The following is an 18,779-nucleotide window of genomic DNA, read 5'->3' as shown; positions in this document are numbered from 1 at the left end:
CCCTCAGGGGCGCTCCGGACGCCCGCCCCGCTCGACCGCCCGCCGAAATAACCGTTCCACCGGGGGAGTTGGAAGCACCCGTGACCACCTGGACCGACCACAGCGCCGACCGTCCCATCTCGCTCACCGCGCCGAGCGGCATCGACCGCGCCGCCCACCACCGGCTCGACGAGGCCTGGCTCGCGGCGGCCTGGAGCCACCCCACCACCCGCGTCTTCGTGGTCTCCGGCGGTCAGGTGCTCATCGACGAGACGGCCGACGGCAGCACCGAACTCCTGATGACGCCGTCCTTCGAGGCGCCCCTCACCGAGGCGCACCGCTACTTCCTGGGCACGGACGACGACGGGGTGAGCTACTTCGCGCTCCAGAAGGACGCGCTGCCCGGCCGTATGGACCAGTCCGCGCGCCCCGCCGGGCTGCGCGAGGCCGGCCTGCTGCTCTCGCCGCGCGACGCCGGGCTGATGGTCCACGCGGTCGCCCTGGAGAACTGGCAGCGACTGCACCGCTTCTGCTCCCGCTGCGGCGAGCGCACGGTCATCGCCGCCGCCGGACACATCCGCCGCTGCCCCGCCTGCGGCGCCGAGCACTACCCGCGCACCGACCCCGCGGTGATCATGGCCGTCACGGACGACGAGGACCGCATCCTGCTCGGCCGCCAGGTGCACTGGCCCGAGGGCCGCTTCTCCACGCTCGCGGGCTTCGTCGAGCCGGGCGAGTCGATCGAGCAGTCCGTGCGCCGCGAGGTCTTCGAGGAGGCGGGCATCACGGTCGGCGACGTCCAGTACGTCGCCAGCCAGCCCTGGCCGTTCCCCTCCAGCCTCATGCTGGGCTTCCTCGCGCGTGCCACCTCGTCGGAGATCAACGTCGACGGCGAGGAGATCGAGGAGGCCCGCTGGTTCTCCCGGGAAGACCTGCGGGCCGCCTTCGAGTCCGGAGAGGTCCTGCCTCCCTACGGAATCTCGATCGCGGCCCGCCTGATCGAACTCTGGTACGGCAAGCCCCTGCCGACGCGGGGGACCGCCGTCTGACGTCGCTCAGACGCCGATCTTCTGCTTGACCTGGGCCAGCGAGGGGTTCGTCAGCGTCGAACCGTCCGGGAAGAGAACGGTGGGGACCGTCTGGTTCCCGCCGTTCGCCTTCTCCACGAACGCCGCGGACTCCGGGTCCTGCTCGATGTTGATCTCGTTGTACGTGATGCCCTCGCGGTCCATCTGGCTCTTCAGCCGACGGCAGTAACCGCACCACGTGGTGCTGTACATCGTCACAGTGCCCTGCATGTCCAACGGCTCCTTCACGACTGGGGTGCGTGCTCGCTGCCAGTGGAACGCTGACGCCCCGGCCGCCATTCCCGCCGGGGGTATCCGCACGCGTCCCACGTGGGTTCCGCACACGGCTCCGGTCTGGGCCCGTCCGCCGGACGGCCGCCCGGAACGTGACGCCTGCCGCATTCGTACGACCGCGGGCGCCTCCCTGTGGACAACCGGCTCACCCGCCACTGGAGACCTGGCAGCATGGCGGGGTGACAGCAGCAACGCACTCCACCCTCTTCCCGCAGGTTCCGGACACGGCCGACGCGGTGCTCGACGGGCTCGACCCCGAGCAGCGCGAGGTCGCCACCGCCCTGCACGGTCCGGTGTGCGTCCTGGCGGGCGCCGGCACCGGCAAGACGCGGGCCATCACCCACCGCATCGCCTACGGGGTGCGGGCCGGGATCCTCCAGCCCTCCAGCGTGCTCGCCGTCACCTTCACCAACCGCGCCGCCGGCGAGATGCGCGGCCGGCTGCGCCAGCTCGGCGCCGGGGGAGTGCAGGCGCGGACGTTCCACTCGGCCGCGCTGCGCCAGCTCCAGTACTTCTGGCCGAAGGCGGTCGGCGGCGGTCTGCCCCGGCTCGTGGACCGCAAGATCCAGCTCGTGGCGGACGCGGCGGCCGCCTGCCGCATCCGCCTCGACCGGGGCGAGCTGCGGGACGTCACGGGCGAGATCGAGTGGTCCAAGGTCACCCAGACCATCCCCGCCGACTACGCGGCGGCCGCCGCCAAGGCCGGCCGCGAGGCCCCCAGGGACCCGGCCGAGATCGCCCAGATCTACTCCGCCTACGAGGACCTCAAGCGCGACCGCGCGGTCATCGACTTCGAGGACGTGCTGCTGCTGACGGTCGCCGTCCTGCAAGACCGCCACGACATCGCGGAACAGGTCCGCTCCCAGTACCAGCACTTCGTCGTCGACGAGTACCAGGACGTCAGCCCCCTCCAGCAGCGGCTCCTGGAGCTGTGGCTCGGCGAGCGGGACAGCCTCTGTGTGGTCGGCGACGCCAGCCAGACGATCTACTCGTTCACCGGTGCAACTCCGGACCACCTCCTCGACTTCCGCGTCCGTCACCCCTCGGCCACCGTCGTCAAACTCGTCCGCGACTACCGCTCCTCACCGCAGGTCGTCCACCTCGCCAACGGCCTGCTCTCCCAGGCCCGCGGCCGGGCCGCCGAGCACCGCCTCGAACTGGTCTCCCAGCGCCCCCCGGGCGCCGAGCCCGTCTACGCCGAGTACACGGACGAGCCCGCCGAGGCCGAGGGCGCCGCCCGCCGGATCCGCGACCTCATCGCCTCGGGTGTCCCCGCCGCCGAGATCGCCGTCCTGTTCCGGACGAACTCCCAGTCCGAGACCTACGAACAGGCCCTCGCCGACGCCGGTGTGCCCTACCAGCTCCGGGGCGCCGAGCGGTTCTTCGACCGTCCCGAAGTGCGCAAAGCGGGATCGGCCCTGCGCGCCGCCGCCCGCTTCGGCGGCAACGACGCCCTGCTCGACGACGCCGACGACCTGCCCTCCCAGGTGCGCGCGGTGCTCTCCGGGGAGGGCTGGACCAGCCGCCCCCCGGCCGGGTCCGGCGCGGTCAGAGAGCGCTGGGAGTCGCTGGCCGCCCTGGTGAACCTCGCGCAGGACTTCGCGACCGCCAAGCCCGGCGCGACCCTCGCCGACCTGGTGGCCGAGCTGGACGAGCGGGCGAACGCCCAGCACGCCCCGACCGTCCAGGGCGTCACCCTCGCCTCCCTCCACTCCGCCAAGGGACTGGAGTGGGACGTGGTCTTCCTCGTCGGGGTCGCCGAGGGCATGATGCCGATCACCTATGCAAAGACCGACGAACAGATCGAGGAGGAGCGCCGCCTCCTGTACGTCGGGGTCACCCGGGCCCGCGAGCACCTCTTCGTGTCCTGGGCGCTGGCCCGCTCACCCGGCGGCCGTGCGGGCCGGCGCCCCAGCCGGTTCCTCGACGGCCTGCGCCCCGGCTCCGTCACCACGGCAGGGCGGGGCGGTGGCGGAGGCGCCGGAGGCATCGAGCGCGGCGTCCGGGGCGGGGCGGCCACCGCCGTGGGCCGCAGAAGCCGGACGCCCGCGCGCTGCCGGGTCTGCGGCCGGACCCTGACCGACGCCGGCGAGATGAAGCTGATGCGCTGCGAGGGCTGCCCCTCCGACATGGACGAGGGTCTCTACGAGAGGCTGCGCGAGTGGCGGGCGGTGCAGGCGGAGCGCAGCGGCCAGCCGGCCTTCTGCGTCTTCACCGACAAGACCCTGATGGCGATCGCGGAGACCGCCCCGGACGACGCGGGAGAACTTGCCCGCATCCCCGGCGTGGGAGTGCGCAAGCTCAACCGCTTCGGGGCCGATGTTCTGGCCATCTGCGCAGGTCGAGAGGTTGGAGAAGAGCACGATGGTGACTGATTCAAACTCGTCGAAAAAATAGTTTGCGCATGCCCCGGCAATCCCCATAGGTTCTTAACCACGGAAGCAGCGGCCTTCTCCGAGGCCCTGGTTCCGTGCTGTACTTAACAACCGTCGGGTCGGCTCACGCCGATCCCCCAAGACGCCGAGAGGAGGCGATTCCAGTGATCAGCATCAACACCAGCTTCATTCAGTCCGTGAAAATGACCGATCCCTCGACCGTCGTCTCCACCTGCTCGCTCGGTGTCTCGAACCTGGGCACCGGTCTGTCCGGCATTCGTGTCGTCCGGCCGGCGTCCTCCGTGTCTCTCGCGGGTCTTCCTGTCCGTGAGCGCAATGAGCGACCGACGCAGGCACTGGAAGCGGCAGTAGTGGCTGAGGCGCACGCCTATGCCTTTGCGGCAGCCGGTGCCGGATCCCTGAAGCAGACGCAGCAGCACCACACGATGTGGGCCTTCCGTGGGCCTGAACCCTGGAGTGATCCAGCCTGATTCGATCAGGCCGGCGCCTTCAGGGCCGCGGAACCCCACCCGGGATCCGCGGCCCTTCTGTTTGTCCCCGACCAGGGACGACAGAGCGAAAGGGGCCTCGGGACAGAAAAGAACCCGGTACCAGCCGCCAACCGGCCGACCCGGCCGGCACGACCAGACGAGGAAAACCAACCGTGCAACTCGAAGCGCGCGCCCCGTCCGTACCGCCTTCCGAGACGATCCCCCCGCCCGGCCCCACGGAGGACTCCACCTTGATCCCCCTCACCGCGCTCACCGCGCTCGACGACGCCATCGAGAACCTCGGCGTACCCGTCCCCTGCCGTTCCTACGACCCGGAGGTCTTCTTCGCCGAGTCGCCGGCCGACGTCGAGTACGCCAAGTCCCTCTGCCGCACCTGCCCGCTGATGGAGGCCTGCCTCGCCGGCGCCAAGGAGCGGCGTGAGCCCTGGGGCGTCTGGGGTGGCGAGCTGTTCGTCCAAGGTGTCGTCGTGGCCCGCAAGCGGCCGCGTGGCCGCCCGCGCAAGAACCCGGTCGCGGCATGAACATCCGAGGAACGATCGACCGCCCCCTGACGCACGACCCCAAGAAACAGGCCCCGATGAAGCCGTCCACGAGCGAGCCCGCCGGCTCCGCGATCCCAGACTTCACCTCCCATGGCGCGAACGACTCGCGTCAGAACAGGACCCGAGAAATGCAACTCATCCCAGAAGCCCTGGCTCGTGCGCATATGCACGAGCAACTGCACCAGGCCGAGCGGGAACGCCGGGCCGTGCGCCTCGCGACCGCTCGCCGCATGCAGCGCCGGGCCGAGCGCGCTTCGCTGCGCGCCCGCCGTGCGCTGGCCATGGCGGTCATGCAGTAGTCGACCCCGGTCGCTCTGACACCGCGGCAGTTGCAGCCACATCCCTATCCCCACGGGGGCCGGTCCGCTCGGACCGGCCCCCGCGGTGCGTTGTGCGGGGCGATCGACGGACGCCGGGGATATCGTCGCCGGGTGGCGAGTCTTCCCGGGGACAGTGACAGCAGGGGCTCCGCACCGCGGTCCGAGGCGGGCGAGACCCGGAGCGACGCGGTCCGGACCCGGAGCGAGGCGGGCGGGACGCGGAGGATCATGTGCGCGCGCTGCGGTATCCCGGCCGACGGACCACCGCCTACCTGGACCTGCTCCGTCGAGAACGGCGACCGCCACTACTTCTGCGACACCTGCTCCCGCGACAACCTCAGGGCCATCGAGGGTCGCCTCGACTCGCCCTGGTGGTAGCCCGGCCGGCTCACGCCCCGGCGGCGGGCAACTCCTCGTCCAGCTCCGCGCCGGACGCTTTTCCCTTTCCCTCGTCGGCGCCCACCGTGCCCACCGCGCCTTCCGCCTGATCCAGGTCCCCTGTGTCCTCCGCGTCCTCCGCGTTTTCCGCGTCCGCGAGGTCCTCGTCCGTCGGCACGAACCCCGGGAGCCATTCCTCCAGTTCGTCCCGCAGCCGGACGGTCGCGCCGAGCTGACACAGGACGCCGATGGTGCTGAGGGTCACGCGGTGTATCAGGAGGTACGACGGCGGCAGGTTCAACTGCCGCCCCAACTGGTGGGCGGGGGAGCGCGGATCGGCGATCCGGGCTGCCTGGTTGCGCATCCAGCTCCGGGTGAAGGTGAACTCCTCGACCCGGGCCGGTTCGATGATCGGCACCAAGTAGTCAAGGACCGCGTCCGGTTCGAGGTCTATCGACTCCTTGACGAAGCCCTCCTCGCGGAGCATGTCGTAGACCGACTCGGCGTCACCGTCCAATGTCATCCGCAGGGAGTCGCCGATCGTCTGCGGCAGGCCGCCGGGCAGCCGGTCCACCGTGCCGAAGTCCAGGACGCCCAGCCGCCAGCCGCTCTCCTCGTCCGGCAGCAGACGGAAATTGCCCGGATGCGGATCGGCGTGCAGCAGTCCGGTGCGGGCGGGGCCGGAGAAGAGGAAGCGGGCCAGCAACTGGCCGGCGCGGTCGCGCTGCTCCTCGGTGCCGTCACTGATCACCTCGGACAGGGGCACCCCGTCGATCCACTCGGTCACCAGGACCTGCTCGCACTGGTGGACCACCGCCGGCACCAGGACGTCCGGATCGTCCGCGAACTCCTCCGCGTGCGCCGCCTGGGCCTGCGCCTCCAGGCCGTAGTCCAGCTCCTCGGAGACCCGGTCGCGCAGCTCCGCGATCAGCGGCTTGATGTCCATGCCGGGAATCAGCGGCCCGAGCAGCCGGGCGAAGCGGCTGAGCTGGGTCAGATCGGAGAGCAGCGCGTCACCCGCGCCCGGGTACTGCACCTTGACGGCGACCTCGCGCCCGTCGTGCCACACCGCCCGGTGTACCTGCCCGATCGAGGCCGCCGCGGACGGCTTGTCCTCGAACTCCAGGAACAGCTCGCCCCACTCCGCCCCGAGCCGCTCCTCCAGAACGGAGTGGACCGTGCGCGTCGGCATCGGGGGCGCCGCCTCCTGGAGCTTCGTCAGCGCCGCCCGGTAGGGACCCGCGACCTCCTCCGGGAGTGCCGACTCGAAGACGGACAGCGCCTGCCCGAACTTCATCGCGCCGCCCTTCAGCTCCCCGAGCACCTTGAAGAGCTGCTCGGCCGTGCGCTGCTGCAGCTCGCGGCCCACCAGCTCCGCGGACGCCCCGCCGATGCGCTTGCCGAGCCCCCAGGTCGCACGCCCGGCGAAGCCGAGCGGCAGCGCGGCGAGTTTGGCAGTACGGGTCACTGCCTTCCGGGGAAGATCAGACATGCGCCCTCCAGGTCCCAGCAAGCCCTGCCGCGTGCGACTGTTGCTCCCCCATTGTCGCGTGCCGCTTCTCGTCCTCGGAGGCCCGCTCCCGTTTTGTTTTCCCGGCGGCTCCACAGGGGCAGCCGGGATGGGCCAGGACCGGCTTCGCGTGCCAGGCGCAGCCCGGCAGGGACGCCTCCCAGCGGACCCCGCCGGCAGAAGGCGCATCCCCGTCCAGGAAGGCGAGCGCATGACTGGCGGCGAGTCCGGCGACCGCCGAGGCCAGGGCCAGATCGCACGGCGGCACCCGGCGCTGCCTCCCGGAGCGCCACTGCGCGACCAGCCGTGGCCAGGTCGGGTCCCGGTCGGCCCGCGTCTGGTCCAGACAGCCCGCGCAGCCGGTGTCGCCGGGAAGGACCAGGGGGCCCACGACTCCGGTCGCCTCGACGACCCCGGCGTACAGATGGGGTGTCCCCGAGGTGATCAGGGGCTCGGCGGACACCGGGTCGGGCGCGTGCACGGCGAGACCGTCCCGGGGAGCGAGGACCACCAGGTCCAGCCCGCGGGCCGCTTCCCCCTCCTTCCCTTTGGCCGATGACCGGGGTGGACGGTCCGGGGCCGCCGCGCGGACCGCCCGCCGGGCCGCGGACTCACGGCGCTCACCGACCGAGTCGACCGGCAGCCCGCCCGGCGCGACGTCCCAGGGCTCGACCCGGCCCAGGTCACGCACCTCCACCTCGCCCACACCCGCGCCCGCGAGCAGCGAGGCGAGGACGGCCCCCACCCGGCCGGCGCCGCGCACCTGGACCCGCAGGGCGCGGCGGGCGGCGAGGCGCTCGACGGCCCCCGCCGGCTCCGGGGCCACCAGGGAGAGGGAGCCGAGATCGGGCCGCATCCGCTCCATGACCGCCTTCTTCTCCCGCAGCGCCGCCGCGGCGGGGCCGCCGCCGGTCGCGTCGTCCAGCAGCCCCGACGCGGCCAGCCGGTCCACCAGACCGTCGACATGGCCTTCCGGCAAACCCATCTCACGCCCCTGCTCGCGCAGCAGCGGCATCCCGCGTGTCCCGTCGAGCAGGTCGAGGAAGCTGCCGGTCGCCGTGTCCATCGGGCCCAGCACCATCGCGTGCGCCGGTGCCATGCCGAACTGCACCGTGTTGAGATCCCGCCAGGCGCGCCGCAGCGCGGGCTTCACGATCGGATGCATGACCTACCCCCGTAGACCTAGTACGTCCCCGAATGTCCGCCGTGCTCCCGCAGCGCGGACCGAATGCCAGCATGGCCGTCCCGCCCCGGACCCCGCCGAAAGTTGTCCACAGGCGGCATCGTTCGTCATACAAATCAAACGCCGGGGGCGCGGATCGGCACCGAACCGTCCCGGGGACGGGACTTCCCCCCTGCCCAGCGGGTAACGTCGGGGCGTGCCCGCCGACCCACTGCACCGCGCCGCAAAACCACAGCGCAGCACGACGAGCCCGCCGCCGAGCGGTTCGGGGGCGAGCCCGATCGAGGTCCGCAGGAGCGCCCGCCGGCGCAGAACGGTTTCCGCGTACCGCGAGGGCGATCGCACCGTCGTGCTCATCCCCGCCCGGATGTCCGAGGCGGAGGAACAACGCTGGGTGACCGTCATGCTGGACAAGCTGGCCGCCCAGGAGAGCAAACGGGTGCTCGGCGACGCCGAGCTGTCGGAACGCGCCGAGCGGCTGTCGGCCCAGTACTTCGAGGGCCGCGCACGCCCGTCGTCCGTCCGCTGGGTCACCAACCAGAACACCCGCTGGGGCTCGTGCACCCCCTCCGAGGGCAGCATCCGGCTGTCCCACCGGCTCCAGGGCATGCCCGAGTACGTCGTCGACTACGTCCTGCTGCACGAACTCGCCCACCTGCTCGTCCCCGGTCACGGCCCGCGTTTCTGGCGCCTTCTGGAGGCCTATCCGCGGACCGAGCGGGCGCGCGGCTACCTCGAAGGCGTGGTCGCCGCCGACCGGCTGCCCCGGCTGCCCGCCGCGAACGACGAGTAGGGCGTACCCGCCCGGCCGCCGTGGCCCGGGGCGTGCCCCGGCGCGGAGGCGATTGTGTACCGGGTCTGTACCGGCTGAGCCCGGTCCCGGATTTTGCCGTTAGCCTGACGCGACGCACTTGTATTCGGGATGGGGGACGGTCGTTACGCATGGCCAGGGAATTCCAACGCGGCCACAAGGCCAAGATCAGTGACCTCACCGCGGGCACCGATCTGTACGTGGGTGTGCAGATCACCGGTCCCGGGCTGACCTTCGACATCAGTTGCTTCGGCCTCGACGCCAACGAGCAACTGTCCGACGACCGGTACTTCGTCTTCTTCAACCAGCCGAAGTCCCCCGAGGAGTCCATCCAGCTCCTCGGCGCCCAATCGGGTGACACCGAGTCCTTCCGCGTGACGCTCGACCGGATTCCGGCCCACATCCAGAAGCTGTCGTTCACCGCGACCATCGACGGCGCCGGACAGATGTCGCAGATCGCCCCCGGTTACCTGCGGATCGTCGCGGGCGGCGAGGAGGTGGCCCGGTACGCGTTCAGCGGCGCCGAGTTCTCCACCGAGCGCGCCGTGATGCTGGGCGACTTCTACCTGAAGGACGTCTGGCGGTTCGCCGCCGTCGGGCAGGGTTTCGACGGCGGCCTCGAAGCGCTGCTGAAGAACTTCGGCGGCGAGGTCGCCGAGGAGGAGCCCGCCGCGCCCCCGGCCCAGCCGCAGCCGCAGCCGGGCGCCGCGCCGTCCTTCGCCCCGCCGGCCTTCGGCGCCCCGGCGCCCGGCCCGGCTCCCGCGCAGGGATTCGCGCCGCCGCCCGGCACCACCCCGCCGGCCCCGGCTCCCACGCCCTCCGTGCACGCCGCGCCGACCATCGTGGCGCCGCTGCACACCCCGCCGGGCGGCGCGCCGGTCCCGCCGCCGGGCCCCGCCCCGTACGCGCAGCCCCCCGGCCCTCCCGGTCCGCCCGGCCCGCCGCCTGGTTACGGCCAGCAGGCGCCGACCGCACCTCCCGGTTACGGCCAGCAGGCGCCTCCCGTGCCTCCCGGGTACGGCCAGCAGCCCCCGTCGGCATCCCCCGGCTACGGCCGGCAGCCGCAGTACGGGCAGGTCCCCGGGCAGCCCGGCGCACCCTCCCCCTACGGCGCTCCCCAGGGATCTCCGCAGGCCGGAGCCGGTGTCGCCGCCGCTCTCAGCGTCTTCAAGGAGACGCCGACCGGGCAGCGCTGGACCCCGCAGAACAAGAAGCTCATCCGCGTCGACCTCGGCGTCGGCGGCCAGCCCGTCCTGGCCCGCCAGGGGAGCATGGTGCTCTACCAGGGCAAGGTCGACTTCAGCTACAAGGGCGCCGGATTCGCCGGGCGGCTCGTGGGCAACGCGACCGGCCAGGAGATGCAGCTCATGCGCTGCACCGGCCAGGGCCAGGTGTTCTTCGCCGAGAACGCCACCCACGTACACCCGATCGAACTCCAGGGTGACGCCATCTGCGTCTCCGCGGAGAGCGTCCTCGCCTTCGACGAGTCCCTCCAGTACGAGGTCCGGCGCATCGAGGGTCACGGCATCCCCGGCGGCGCGCTGTTCACCATGCAGTTCCAGGGGACCGGCACCATCGTCGTCAAGACGCACGGCGCGCCCGTCGTCCTGCCGGTCACCCCCACGACGTTCGCCGACTGCAACGCCGTCGTCGCCTGGTCGGCCGCCGCGCAGGTGATCGTCTCCAGCCAGGTGCGGACACGCCGCAACGCCTACCCCGGCGACACCGGCGAGAGCGTGAACCTCCAGTTCCGCGCCGCGCCCGGCAGTTTCGTCGTCGTCCAGCCGTACGAGGTCTGAGGGAGCCCGTCATGAACCAGCCACTCGCGGGCTTCGCCCCTGCACCCGTCACCGCGCGCATGGAGAACCACGGCAACCACATGCTGAAGGTCGCCATGCAGAGCGGAAGCGACCTCTACGCGCGCGTGGGCTCGATGGTCGCCTACGAAGGGTTCGTCCAGTACGAGCCCAACCCGTCGGCCGTACGCCAGATCGCGCGCGACTGGATCACCGGCGAGGGCGCGCCCCTCATGAAGTGCTCCGGCGACGGCCTGCTCTACCTGGCCGACTACGGGGCGGACGTCGTCGTCATCAACCTCAACGGCGACGCGATCTCCGTCAACGCCACCAACCTCCTCGCCTTCGACGCGCACCTCACCTGGGGCGTCGAACGGGTGAAGGGGCTCGCCAAGTTCGCCGGACAAGGTCTGTGGAACACCAAGATCTCCGGTCAGGGCTGGGTCGCGCTGACCTCCCGGGGCAAGCCCATCGTCGTCGACTGCGGCGGCGGCGAGGACGAGACGTACGTCGACCCGGACGCGCTCGTCGCGTGGTCCCCGAACCTCAAGGTGAAGGGCAAGCGCAGCTTCAAGGCACAGTCGCTGATCGGCCGCGGCAGCGGTGAGGCCTACCAGATGGCGTTCTCCGGGACGGGCATCGTCGTCGTCCAGCCCAGCGAGGACAGCACCGACCGCCTCCGAGTCCGGGGCTGAGGGGGAGCAGGACACCATGCAGAGCCCGATTTTCGGCTACAACGACCAGCAGACCCAGGACCGCTACAGCCTGCAGAACCCGCAGATGCTGCGCGTCGTCCTGGAGGGACACGACGACATCCTCGCCCGCAAGGGCACCATGGTCGCCTACCAGGGACTCGTCGAGTTCGACGCCGAGTACCAGAACAGCAGCCAGCACCGTGCGCGGGCGTACACCGGTGAGGGCCTCGACCTGATGCGCTGCCACGGGCAGGGCACGGTCTACTTCGCCAACCTCGCCCAGCACGTGCACGTCGTCGACGTGGACCACGACGGCCTCACCGTCGACAGCAGCTACGTGCTGGCGATGGACTCCGCGCTGCACCACGAGGTCATCGCCGTGGACAGCCAGTACGGCATCTCCGGCTCCGGCAAGTACCAGCTCAACATCACGGGCCGCGGCAAGGTCGCGCTGATGACCTCCGGCGCGCCCCTGATGATGCACGTCACCCCGGACCGGTACGTGAACTGCGACGCCGACGCGATCGTGGCGTGGTCCACCGGCCTGCGCGTGCAGATGCAGGCCCAGACGCACTCCTCCGGCGTGTGGCGGCGCCGCGGCAACACCGGTGAGGGCTGGGAACTCAGCTTCATGGGCAACGGGTACGCGCTCGTCCAGCCCAGTGAACTGCTGCCGCCGCAGAACGCGGCGATCGGCCAGGGACTGCGCGCCCAGTACGGCATGGGCCAGCACGGTTCCCACGCGCAGAACCAGGGCAACGCCTGGAGCTGACCGGACGCCGGTCAGGGCCGGGAACGTGAACGATGAACGCGAGCGATGTAAGGGGCGACCACCAGGAGTGGTCGCCCCTTACATCGTTCACAGCCGGGCCCGGGCCGCCTCCAGGAGCCGTACGACCGACGCGTCGGCCACCTCGGGGACCTCGTCGTACGCGAACCAGCGCAGGTCAAGGGACTCGTCGCTGATGGCCTCGACCGCCTCGGACGGCGCTACGGCGACGTACTGGACGTCCAGATGCCAGTGGCACGGCGCCGGGATGGCGTGCCGGTCCAGCCTGACCGGGCCGCCGGGCGCCAGCGTCAGACCCGGGATGCCGGACTCCTCGGTCGCCTCACGCAGGGCGGCGGCGGCCAGCGTCGGGTCACCCGGCTCGCAGTGCCCGCCCATCTGCAGCCACATCCGGAGCTTGCGGTGCAGCGTCAGCAGCACCCGGCCCCGCTCGGGGTCGACCACCAGGGCGCTCGCCGTGATGTGCCCGGCCTGGCAGGACTTCCACATGCCGTCCGGGTGCTCGGACAGATGCGCCAGATAGCCCTGGCGCAGCTCTTCCTGGTCCTCGTAACCCTTCAGCACGAGGACCGCGTCGTCGTACAGGCTCACTCGGTGCCGTCACCCGGCGTGTCGTCGTCCTTGGCGTCGGCCGCCTCCGGGGAGCCCTTGCCGCCCTTCGTCAGGTCCGGGGCGCCGGCCGAGCCGGACGCGGCCTCGCCGAGCATCTTGTCCAGCTCGGAGAAGTCGAGCTGCTCACGGTGCACGAAGCCGTCCGGGTCGTCCAGGTCGGACGCCGTGGGCAGCATGTCCGGGTGGGCCCACAGACCGTCCCGGCCGTCCACACCGCGCGCGTCGGTGAGCGAGGCCCACAGGCGCGAGGCGTCCCGCAGCCGGCGCGGACGCAGCTCCAGGCCGATCAGCGTGGCGAACGTCTGCTCGGCGGGGCCGCCCGTGGCGCGGCGGCGGCGCAGCGTCTCACGCAGCGCGTCGGCCGACGACAGGCGCGGCTTGGCCGCCGCGTGCACGACCGCGTCGACCCAGCCCTCGACCAGCGCGAGCGCCGTCTCCAGACGGGCCAGCGCGGCCTTCTGCTCCGGCGTGTCCTCCGGCTGGAACATGCCCTGCTGGAGCGCCTGCTGAAGCTCCTCCGGGTTCTGCGGGTCGAACTGGCCGACCACGTCCTCCAGCTTCGCGGTGTCGACCTTGATCCCGCGCGCGTACCCCTCGACCGCGCCGAACAGGTGCGAGCGCAGCCACGGCACGTGGGCGAAGAGACGCTGGTGGGCGGCCTCGCGCAGCGCCAGGTAGAGCCGCACCTCCTCCAGCGGGACGCTCAGGTCCTTCCCGAAGGCGGCGATGTTCAGCGGGAGGAGCGCGGCCTTGCCCGCCGGGGCGAGCGGCAGGCCGATGTCGGTGGAGCCGACGACCTCGCCCGCCAGGACACCCACGGCCTGCCCGATCTGCGTACCGAACATGGCGCCGCCCATCGAGCGCATCATGCCGATCAGCGGGCCCGCCATGGCCTGCATCTCCTCGGGCAGCACATCGCCCATGGCCGCGCCGACGCGCTCGGCGACCGGATCGACCAGCTCCCGCCACACCGGCAGGGTCGCCTCGACCCACTCCGCGCGGCTCCAGGCCAGCGCCGAGCCGGCTCCGGACGGAAGCGACGTCGCGTCGTCGAGCCACAGGTCGGCCAGCCGCACCGCCTCCTCGACGGCGAGCCGCTCGGCGGGGCCGACGCTCTCGTCCTTCGTGCCGTCAGAGGTGCCCTGGGAGACCGTCTGGCGGGCGATCTGCTTGGCCATGTCCCAGTTCACCGGGCCGCCCTCGTACGAGAGCATCTGGCCGAGCTGCTGGAACGCCGCGCCGAGATCATTGGGGTTCATCGAGCCGAACATGGCTGCGAGGGGATTGTCGGCTCCGGGACCACCGGCTCCGGGACCGAAACCGAACGGTCCCTGGCCACCGCCGCCCTGCTGGTCCTTCTTCTTGCCCTCGTCGCCGTTGTCCGGCTCCTCCGGCGGAAGGCCGAATCCGAATGGGGTGTCACTCACGGGATTCCTCGGCTGGTAAGGCCGCCGGTGCGTTCCGACGGCGGCTGCCCACAACACCACCCAGCGTAGACACCAGAACCCGATCGGGCCTCGGTGCTTCGCCGACTCGTCGCCTGCGGCAGGATGGATGCCACCTGGTAGGGGCGCGTCAACCGCGCCCATTACTGAAGACAACCGCTGGAGACGCCCGGTGAGTTCCCCAGATCCACAGGTTCGCGCAGCGCGAAACCGCTCAACCAGTCCGGCCGCGCGCGGCCCCGTCGTCGCGGTCACCGGCGCCGCGGCGGGTGTGGGCGCGCTGCTCACCGAGCGGCTGGCCGCCAGCGAGGAGATCAAGCAGGTCATCGCCATCGACGAGCGGCGCGGGGAGTGCGCCGACGCCCAGTGGCACATCCTCGACGTCCGGGACCCGGCGATCGCCGAGCGGCTGCGCGGCGCGGACGTCGTCGTGCACCTGGCCCTCGACCTCGACCTGGAGACGGACGCGGCGGCCCGCACGGCTTACAACGTCCGGGGGACGCAGACCGTGCTGACGGCCGCCGCCGCGGCCGGTGTCCACCGGGTCGTCCTGTGCACGTCGGCGATGGTCTACGGAGCGCTGCCCGACAACGAGCTGCCGCTCGCCGAGGACGCGGAACTCCGGGCGACCGCCGAGGCCACCGGTGTCGGCGACCTCCTGGAGATCGAGCGGCTCGCCCGCCGCGCGCCCCGCGCCCACCCCGGTCTCAACGTGACGGTCGTACGGCCCGGCGTGCTGGTCGGCGGCGGCACGGACACCGCGCTGACCAGGTACTTCGAGTCGCCGCGGCTGCTGGTCGTGGCGGGCTCCCGGCCCGCCTGGCAGTTCTGCCACGTCGAGGACCTGTGCAGCGCCCTGGAGTACGCGGTCGTCGAGAAGGTCGAGGGCGAGCTGGCCGTCGGCTGCGACGGCTGGCTGGAGCAGGAGGAGGTGGAGGAGCTGAGCGGGATCCGGCGGATGGAGCTGCCGTCCGCGGTCGCGCTGGGCGCCGCCGCCCGGCTCCACCGGATCGGCCTCACCCCGTCGCCCGCCGGCGACCTGGCCTACACGATGTACCCCTGGGTGGTGAGCGGGAGCCGGCTGCACGACGCCGGGTGGCGTCCGCGCTGGACCAACGAAGAGGTCCTCGCCGAGCTGCTGGAGGAGGTCGCCGGACGGCACACCGTGGCCGGCCGCCGGCTGGGCCGCAAGGACGCGACCGCCGCGGGTGCGGCGGGCGCGACGGTGGCCCTGCTCGGCGCGGCGGCGGTCGTCCGGCGCGCGCGGAAGGCACGACGCCGGATCTGAGCCCGGGCGTGTCGCGGCCCCCTGCGGTCGGCGGATCACCGGCCGGGCGTGTCGCGGTCCGAGAGGTCTACGGCGGAGCGGCCGTGCCTGGCCGTGCCTGGCCGTGCCTGACCCGGCGTGCCGTGCCCGGACTCGTCTGTGCCGCGTGCCGGACCGCTCGTACGGCGTGCGCGGACCGCTTGTACGGCATGCCCGCACGGCCCGAAACGCGCGCCCGGACGGCCCGAACCGCGCGCCCGGACGGCCCGAACCGCGCGCCCGCACGGCCCGAAACGCCCGCCCGGACGGCCCGAAACGCCCGCCCGGACGGCCCGTACCGCGCGCCCGACTGTAGGAGGCTCCAAGGCGGCACGCGTGCGTGCCGGGTGAAAGGTCTATTCCGGCTTGTCGGCGGGGTGCGGCACGATGGAGTCATGGCACCTACCTATGACCACCCCGGAGAGCTGGGCGCGCGGGATCCGATCCGGCTCCTGGCGGTCCGCGACGAGCCGCTCTCCCTGGACGAGGTCTTCCGGGCCGTCGGGGACGACGCGGCCGGCGGGACGGCGCTCTTCGTGGGGACGGTGCGCAACCACGACGGCGGAGCCGACGTGGCGGCCCTCGGGTACTCCGGTCACCCCAGCGCCGAGGCCGAGATGCGGCGGGTCGCCGAGAAGGTCGTCGCCGACTACCCGGTGCGGGCGCTGGCCGCCGTCCACCGGGTGGGTGATCTGCGGGTCGGGGACCTCGCGGTCGTCGTCGCCGTCGCGTGCCCGCACCGGAGCGAGGCCTTCGAGGCCTGCCGCCGGCTCATCGACGACCTCAAGCACGAGGTGCCGATCTGGAAGCAGCAGACGTTCACCGACGGATCGCAGGAATGGGTCGGCGCCTGCTGACCCGCCCCCCTTCGTCGCCCTTCCCTCGCCCTCCGGCCGCGGGCCGGAGGCTCCGGTTGCGTAACCGGTGCCCTGCCGTGAGCGTTAACCCTGCGGATGGTTAATCTGCTGATCAGTCAGTTGCGGTCGCTCATGGGGTTGGGAGGTCGACATGGCGGCGCTTGCCTGGTTGCTGATTCCGTTTTTGGCCGCGATCGGTGCCGGACTGTGGGGCAGTTGGGCCGGCCGGAATCGCAAGGCCGCGGGAGACGGCGTAGAGCTGGCCGGATACACACGCTTCCGGGAGGCCATGGAGCGGCGTGAGGCCATGGAGCGCTCGGACGCCGTAGCGAAGGCACCCTCCGACGTGCTCTGAGGCACCCCGCCCGCCTTGGCGGACGGACCCGCTGCCGGAGTCCGGCAGCACCCCCGTAGGGTCCGCCGCCGGAGTCCGGCAGCATCCCCGTACGGCCCGCTGACGGAGTCCGGCGGCCCCCCGTACGGACGGCCCCGACGGTGCGCTGACAGGACCGTCCCGTACTGTCGTTCCATGCCACGCCGCACCGCGACGATGCTCGCCTCCACTCTGATCCTGATCGCGCTCCTGTGCGCGGGAGTGTTCATCAAAGTGCCCTACGCGGAGATGTCACCGGGGCCCACGGTGAACACCCTGGGGGATCACGACGGCGAGCCGGTGCTGCAGATCTCCGGGCGCAAGACGTACCCGACGACCGGTCACCTGAACATGACGACGGTCCGGGTGACCAGCGCCGACTACAACATGAACCTCGTCGAGGCGGTCTACGGCTGGCTGGCGCACGACAACAAGGTCGTGCCGCACGACACGCTGTACCCGAACGGCAAGACCGAGGAGCAGTCGACCCAGGAGAACGCCGAGGAATTCAGCGAGTCCCAGGAGAGCGCCAAGGTGGCCGCCCTCAAGGTGCTGAACATCCCGGTGAAGTCCTGGGTGATCGTCTCCACTGTCCTCAAGGGCTCCCCGGCCGAAGGACGGCTGCACGCCGGAGACGTCATCAAGTCCGTCGACGGCACCGCGGTGAAGGCGCCCGACGACGTCGCGAAGCTCGTCACCAAGCACAAGCCCGGTGAGAAGGTCGTGTTCACGATCGTGCCCGCCAAGGAGCAGGCCGCCGCCGCCAAGGAGCACACGACGGCGACGGTGACCAAGGACGTGACGATCACCACGACCACGTCCGACGACAAGGGCAGTGACCGCGCCATCGTCGGCATCTCCGCCGGGACCGACCACACGTACCCCTTCACCATCGACATCAAGCTCGCCGACGTCGGCGGACCGAGCGCCGGTCTGATGTTCGCGCTCGGCATCGTGGACAAGCTCACCCCGGGCAACCTGACCGGCGGCAAGTTCGTCGCGGGCACCGGCACCATCAACGACGCGGGCAAGGTCGGCCCCATCGGCGGCATCGAGATGAAGACCGTCGGAGCGCGCGACAAGGGCGCCCAGTACTTCCTGACGCCGAAGGACAACTGCGCCGCCGCGGCCAAGGACACCCCGGGCGGTCTCACGCTGGTCAAGGTCGACACCATCGACGACGCGATGAACGCCCTGAAGGACATCAGCGCGGGCCGCACCTCCGACCTGCCGAAGTGCACCACCAAGGGCTGACCGCCGCCGACCCGCACGGCACCGTTCACTCGTGAGAGGGGGCGCCCCGGAACTCCGGGGCGCCCCCTCTCACACCGTCACCGCACGGACACCCGTCCGCGCGGCGCCTCAGTCCGCGAACGTCGCCGACAGCGCGTCAGCGAGGCCCGGCACCAGGCCCGCGCCCGTCAGGACCTCCGTCGACGCGTCCTTCTCACGCAGCCGCAGGGCCGAGTCGCGGGTGCCGTCCCGCAGCACGCCGACCGTCATCCGGACCTCCTGGCGGTCCGGATGCGCGGCCACCCACTGGGTGAGCTTCTTGCCGCTGAGCCCCTCCGGGACGGAGGCCTCGGCGGACGGCGGCAGCATCAGCCGCTCCACGGTGAGCGCGCAGCCGGCCACCGCGTCGGGCCAGGCGATGGTGCCGAGGAACTCGTCCAGCGGCTTGCCGGCGGGGATCTCCTCCTGCTCGATGGGGGTGAGACCGGTGGTCGCCTGCTCGTCCTCCAAGCCGAGCTGACGGGCGAGCCCGGGTTCCTGGGCCCGCAGCCGTGCGGTGTCTACGAGGGCGAAGAGGCGGGCGGGCTGGTCCCAGCCGAGGCCGGAGGCGTACTCGTCGATCTCGAGTACGGCCCGGGTGAGGGGGCTCGCTGCCATGGGAGTGTTGGACATGGTCACAATCCTGCCTCGTTCGTACCCGG

At 71.8% G+C, this 18,779-nt stretch carries 20 protein-coding genes; 14 read left to right on the top strand and 6 right to left on the bottom strand.

Annotation, left to right across the window (positions count from 1 at the left end; genetic code table 11):
- Positions 1-80: 80 nt before the first annotated feature.
- The gene (gene nudC, locus AB0912_RS05335) at positions 81-1,028 is read left to right on the top strand and encodes an NAD(+) diphosphatase (protein ID WP_366696602.1); all 948 of its coding nucleotides are present in this window, start codon (positions 81-83) and stop codon (positions 1,026-1,028) included.
- A gap of 6 nt (positions 1,029-1,034) precedes the next feature.
- Here the strand turns inward: nudC and AB0912_RS05330 are convergent, their stop codons facing one another.
- On the bottom strand, positions 1,035-1,277 hold the full coding sequence (locus tag AB0912_RS05330) for a mycoredoxin (protein ID WP_366696601.1): 243 nt from the start codon (positions 1,275-1,277) through the stop codon (positions 1,035-1,037).
- Between the two features lie 242 nt (positions 1,278-1,519).
- Here AB0912_RS05330 and AB0912_RS05325 point away from each other — a divergent pair, with 242 nt between their 5' ends.
- The 5 genes from AB0912_RS05325 (at position 1,520) to AB0912_RS05305 (ending at position 5,467) form a co-directional block, all read left to right on the top strand.
- Positions 1,520-3,715, top strand: coding sequence for an ATP-dependent DNA helicase UvrD2 (locus tag AB0912_RS05325; protein ID WP_366696600.1), 2,196 nt, complete (start codon positions 1,520-1,522; stop codon positions 3,713-3,715).
- A gap of 164 nt (positions 3,716-3,879) precedes the next feature.
- Positions 3,880-4,206 carry a hypothetical protein gene (locus AB0912_RS05320; protein ID WP_366696599.1) on the top strand — a complete coding sequence of 109 codons (327 nt, stop codon included), beginning with the start codon at positions 3,880-3,882 and terminating at the stop codon, positions 4,204-4,206.
- 173 nt (positions 4,207-4,379) lie between these two features.
- On the top strand, positions 4,380-4,748 hold the full coding sequence (locus AB0912_RS05315) for a WhiB family transcriptional regulator (RefSeq protein ID WP_366696598.1): 369 nt from the start codon (positions 4,380-4,382) through the stop codon (positions 4,746-4,748).
- Positions 4,745-5,068: a hypothetical protein gene (locus AB0912_RS05310; RefSeq protein WP_366696597.1), complete on the top strand. Its 324-nt coding sequence runs from the start codon at positions 4,745-4,747 to the stop codon at positions 5,066-5,068. The genes AB0912_RS05315 and AB0912_RS05310 overlap by 4 nt, the downstream gene beginning before the upstream one ends.
- A 132-nt stretch (positions 5,069-5,200) precedes the next feature.
- Positions 5,201-5,467: a hypothetical protein gene (locus tag AB0912_RS05305; protein WP_366696596.1), complete on the top strand. Its 267-nt coding sequence runs from the start codon at positions 5,201-5,203 to the stop codon at positions 5,465-5,467.
- A gap of 10 nt (positions 5,468-5,477) precedes the next feature.
- Here AB0912_RS05305 and AB0912_RS05300 read toward each other — a convergent pair whose 3' ends face one another.
- Positions 5,478-6,959: an AarF/UbiB family protein gene (locus AB0912_RS05300; protein ID WP_366696595.1), complete on the bottom strand. Its 1,482-nt coding sequence runs from the start codon at positions 6,957-6,959 to the stop codon at positions 5,478-5,480.
- Positions 6,952-8,142 carry a TOMM precursor leader peptide-binding protein gene (locus AB0912_RS05295; protein WP_366696594.1) on the bottom strand — a complete coding sequence of 397 codons (1,191 nt, stop codon included), beginning with the start codon at positions 8,140-8,142 and terminating at the stop codon, positions 6,952-6,954. The genes AB0912_RS05300 and AB0912_RS05295 overlap by 8 nt, the downstream gene beginning before the upstream one ends.
- 214 nt (positions 8,143-8,356) lie before the next feature.
- On the opposite strand from AB0912_RS05295, the gene AB0912_RS05290 reads away from it, so the two are divergent.
- The 4 genes from AB0912_RS05290 (at position 8,357) to AB0912_RS05275 (ending at position 12,234) form a co-directional block, all read left to right on the top strand.
- Positions 8,357-8,953 (top strand): M48 family metallopeptidase, encoded by a 597-nt coding sequence (locus AB0912_RS05290; protein WP_366696593.1) that lies wholly within the window; start codon positions 8,357-8,359, stop codon positions 8,951-8,953.
- A 149-nt stretch (positions 8,954-9,102) separates the two neighbouring features.
- The gene (locus tag AB0912_RS05285) at positions 9,103-10,770 is read left to right on the top strand and encodes a TerD family protein (RefSeq protein ID WP_366696592.1); all 1,668 of its coding nucleotides are present in this window, start codon (positions 9,103-9,105) and stop codon (positions 10,768-10,770) included.
- 11 nt (positions 10,771-10,781) lie between these two features.
- Positions 10,782-11,462, top strand: coding sequence for an AIM24 family protein (locus tag AB0912_RS05280; protein WP_366696591.1), 681 nt, complete (start codon positions 10,782-10,784; stop codon positions 11,460-11,462).
- Between the two features lie 16 nt (positions 11,463-11,478).
- The gene (locus AB0912_RS05275) at positions 11,479-12,234 is read left to right on the top strand and encodes an AIM24 family protein (protein WP_366696590.1); all 756 of its coding nucleotides are present in this window, start codon (positions 11,479-11,481) and stop codon (positions 12,232-12,234) included.
- An 87-nt stretch (positions 12,235-12,321) separates the two neighbouring features.
- Here AB0912_RS05275 and AB0912_RS05270 read toward each other — a convergent pair whose 3' ends face one another.
- The gene (locus AB0912_RS05270; RefSeq protein ID WP_366696589.1) at positions 12,322-12,843 is read right to left on the bottom strand and encodes an NUDIX hydrolase; all 522 of its coding nucleotides are present in this window, start codon (positions 12,841-12,843) and stop codon (positions 12,322-12,324) included.
- Complete coding sequence (locus AB0912_RS05265; RefSeq protein ID WP_366696588.1) at positions 12,840-14,291, bottom strand: zinc-dependent metalloprotease; 1,452 nt, start codon at positions 14,289-14,291, stop codon at positions 12,840-12,842. Before AB0912_RS05265 ends, AB0912_RS05270 begins: the two co-directional genes overlap by 4 nt.
- Positions 14,292-14,481: 190 nt before the next feature.
- Here AB0912_RS05265 and AB0912_RS05260 point away from each other — a divergent pair, with 190 nt between their 5' ends.
- The 4 genes from AB0912_RS05260 (at position 14,482) to AB0912_RS05245 (ending at position 18,099) form a co-directional block, all read left to right on the top strand.
- Positions 14,482-15,597 (top strand): SDR family oxidoreductase, encoded by a 1,116-nt coding sequence (locus tag AB0912_RS05260; RefSeq protein WP_366696587.1) that lies wholly within the window; start codon positions 14,482-14,484, stop codon positions 15,595-15,597.
- Positions 15,598-16,010: 413 nt separating this feature from the next.
- Complete coding sequence (locus tag AB0912_RS05255; protein ID WP_366696586.1) at positions 16,011-16,472, top strand: molybdenum cofactor biosynthesis protein MoaE; 462 nt, start codon at positions 16,011-16,013, stop codon at positions 16,470-16,472.
- 151 nt (positions 16,473-16,623) lie between these two features.
- Complete coding sequence (locus AB0912_RS05250; protein ID WP_366696585.1) at positions 16,624-16,827, top strand: hypothetical protein; 204 nt, start codon at positions 16,624-16,626, stop codon at positions 16,825-16,827.
- 174 nt (positions 16,828-17,001) lie between these two features.
- On the top strand, positions 17,002-18,099 hold the full coding sequence (locus tag AB0912_RS05245) for a PDZ domain-containing protein (protein ID WP_366696584.1): 1,098 nt from the start codon (positions 17,002-17,004) through the stop codon (positions 18,097-18,099).
- A gap of 108 nt (positions 18,100-18,207) precedes the next feature.
- On the opposite strand, the gene AB0912_RS05240 is transcribed toward AB0912_RS05245, so the two are convergent.
- On the bottom strand, positions 18,208-18,750 hold the full coding sequence (locus AB0912_RS05240) for a PPA1309 family protein (RefSeq protein ID WP_366696583.1): 543 nt from the start codon (positions 18,748-18,750) through the stop codon (positions 18,208-18,210).
- Positions 18,751-18,779: the final 29 nt, after the last annotated feature.

The sequence above is a fragment of the Streptomyces sp. NPDC007084 genome (assembly GCF_040703595.1).
In the GTDB taxonomy this organism is placed as follows: domain Bacteria; phylum Actinomycetota; class Actinomycetes; order Streptomycetales; family Streptomycetaceae; genus Streptomyces.
Note: the sequence above shows the minus strand (reverse complement) of the source record. Positions and strands in the feature narration are given on the sequence as shown.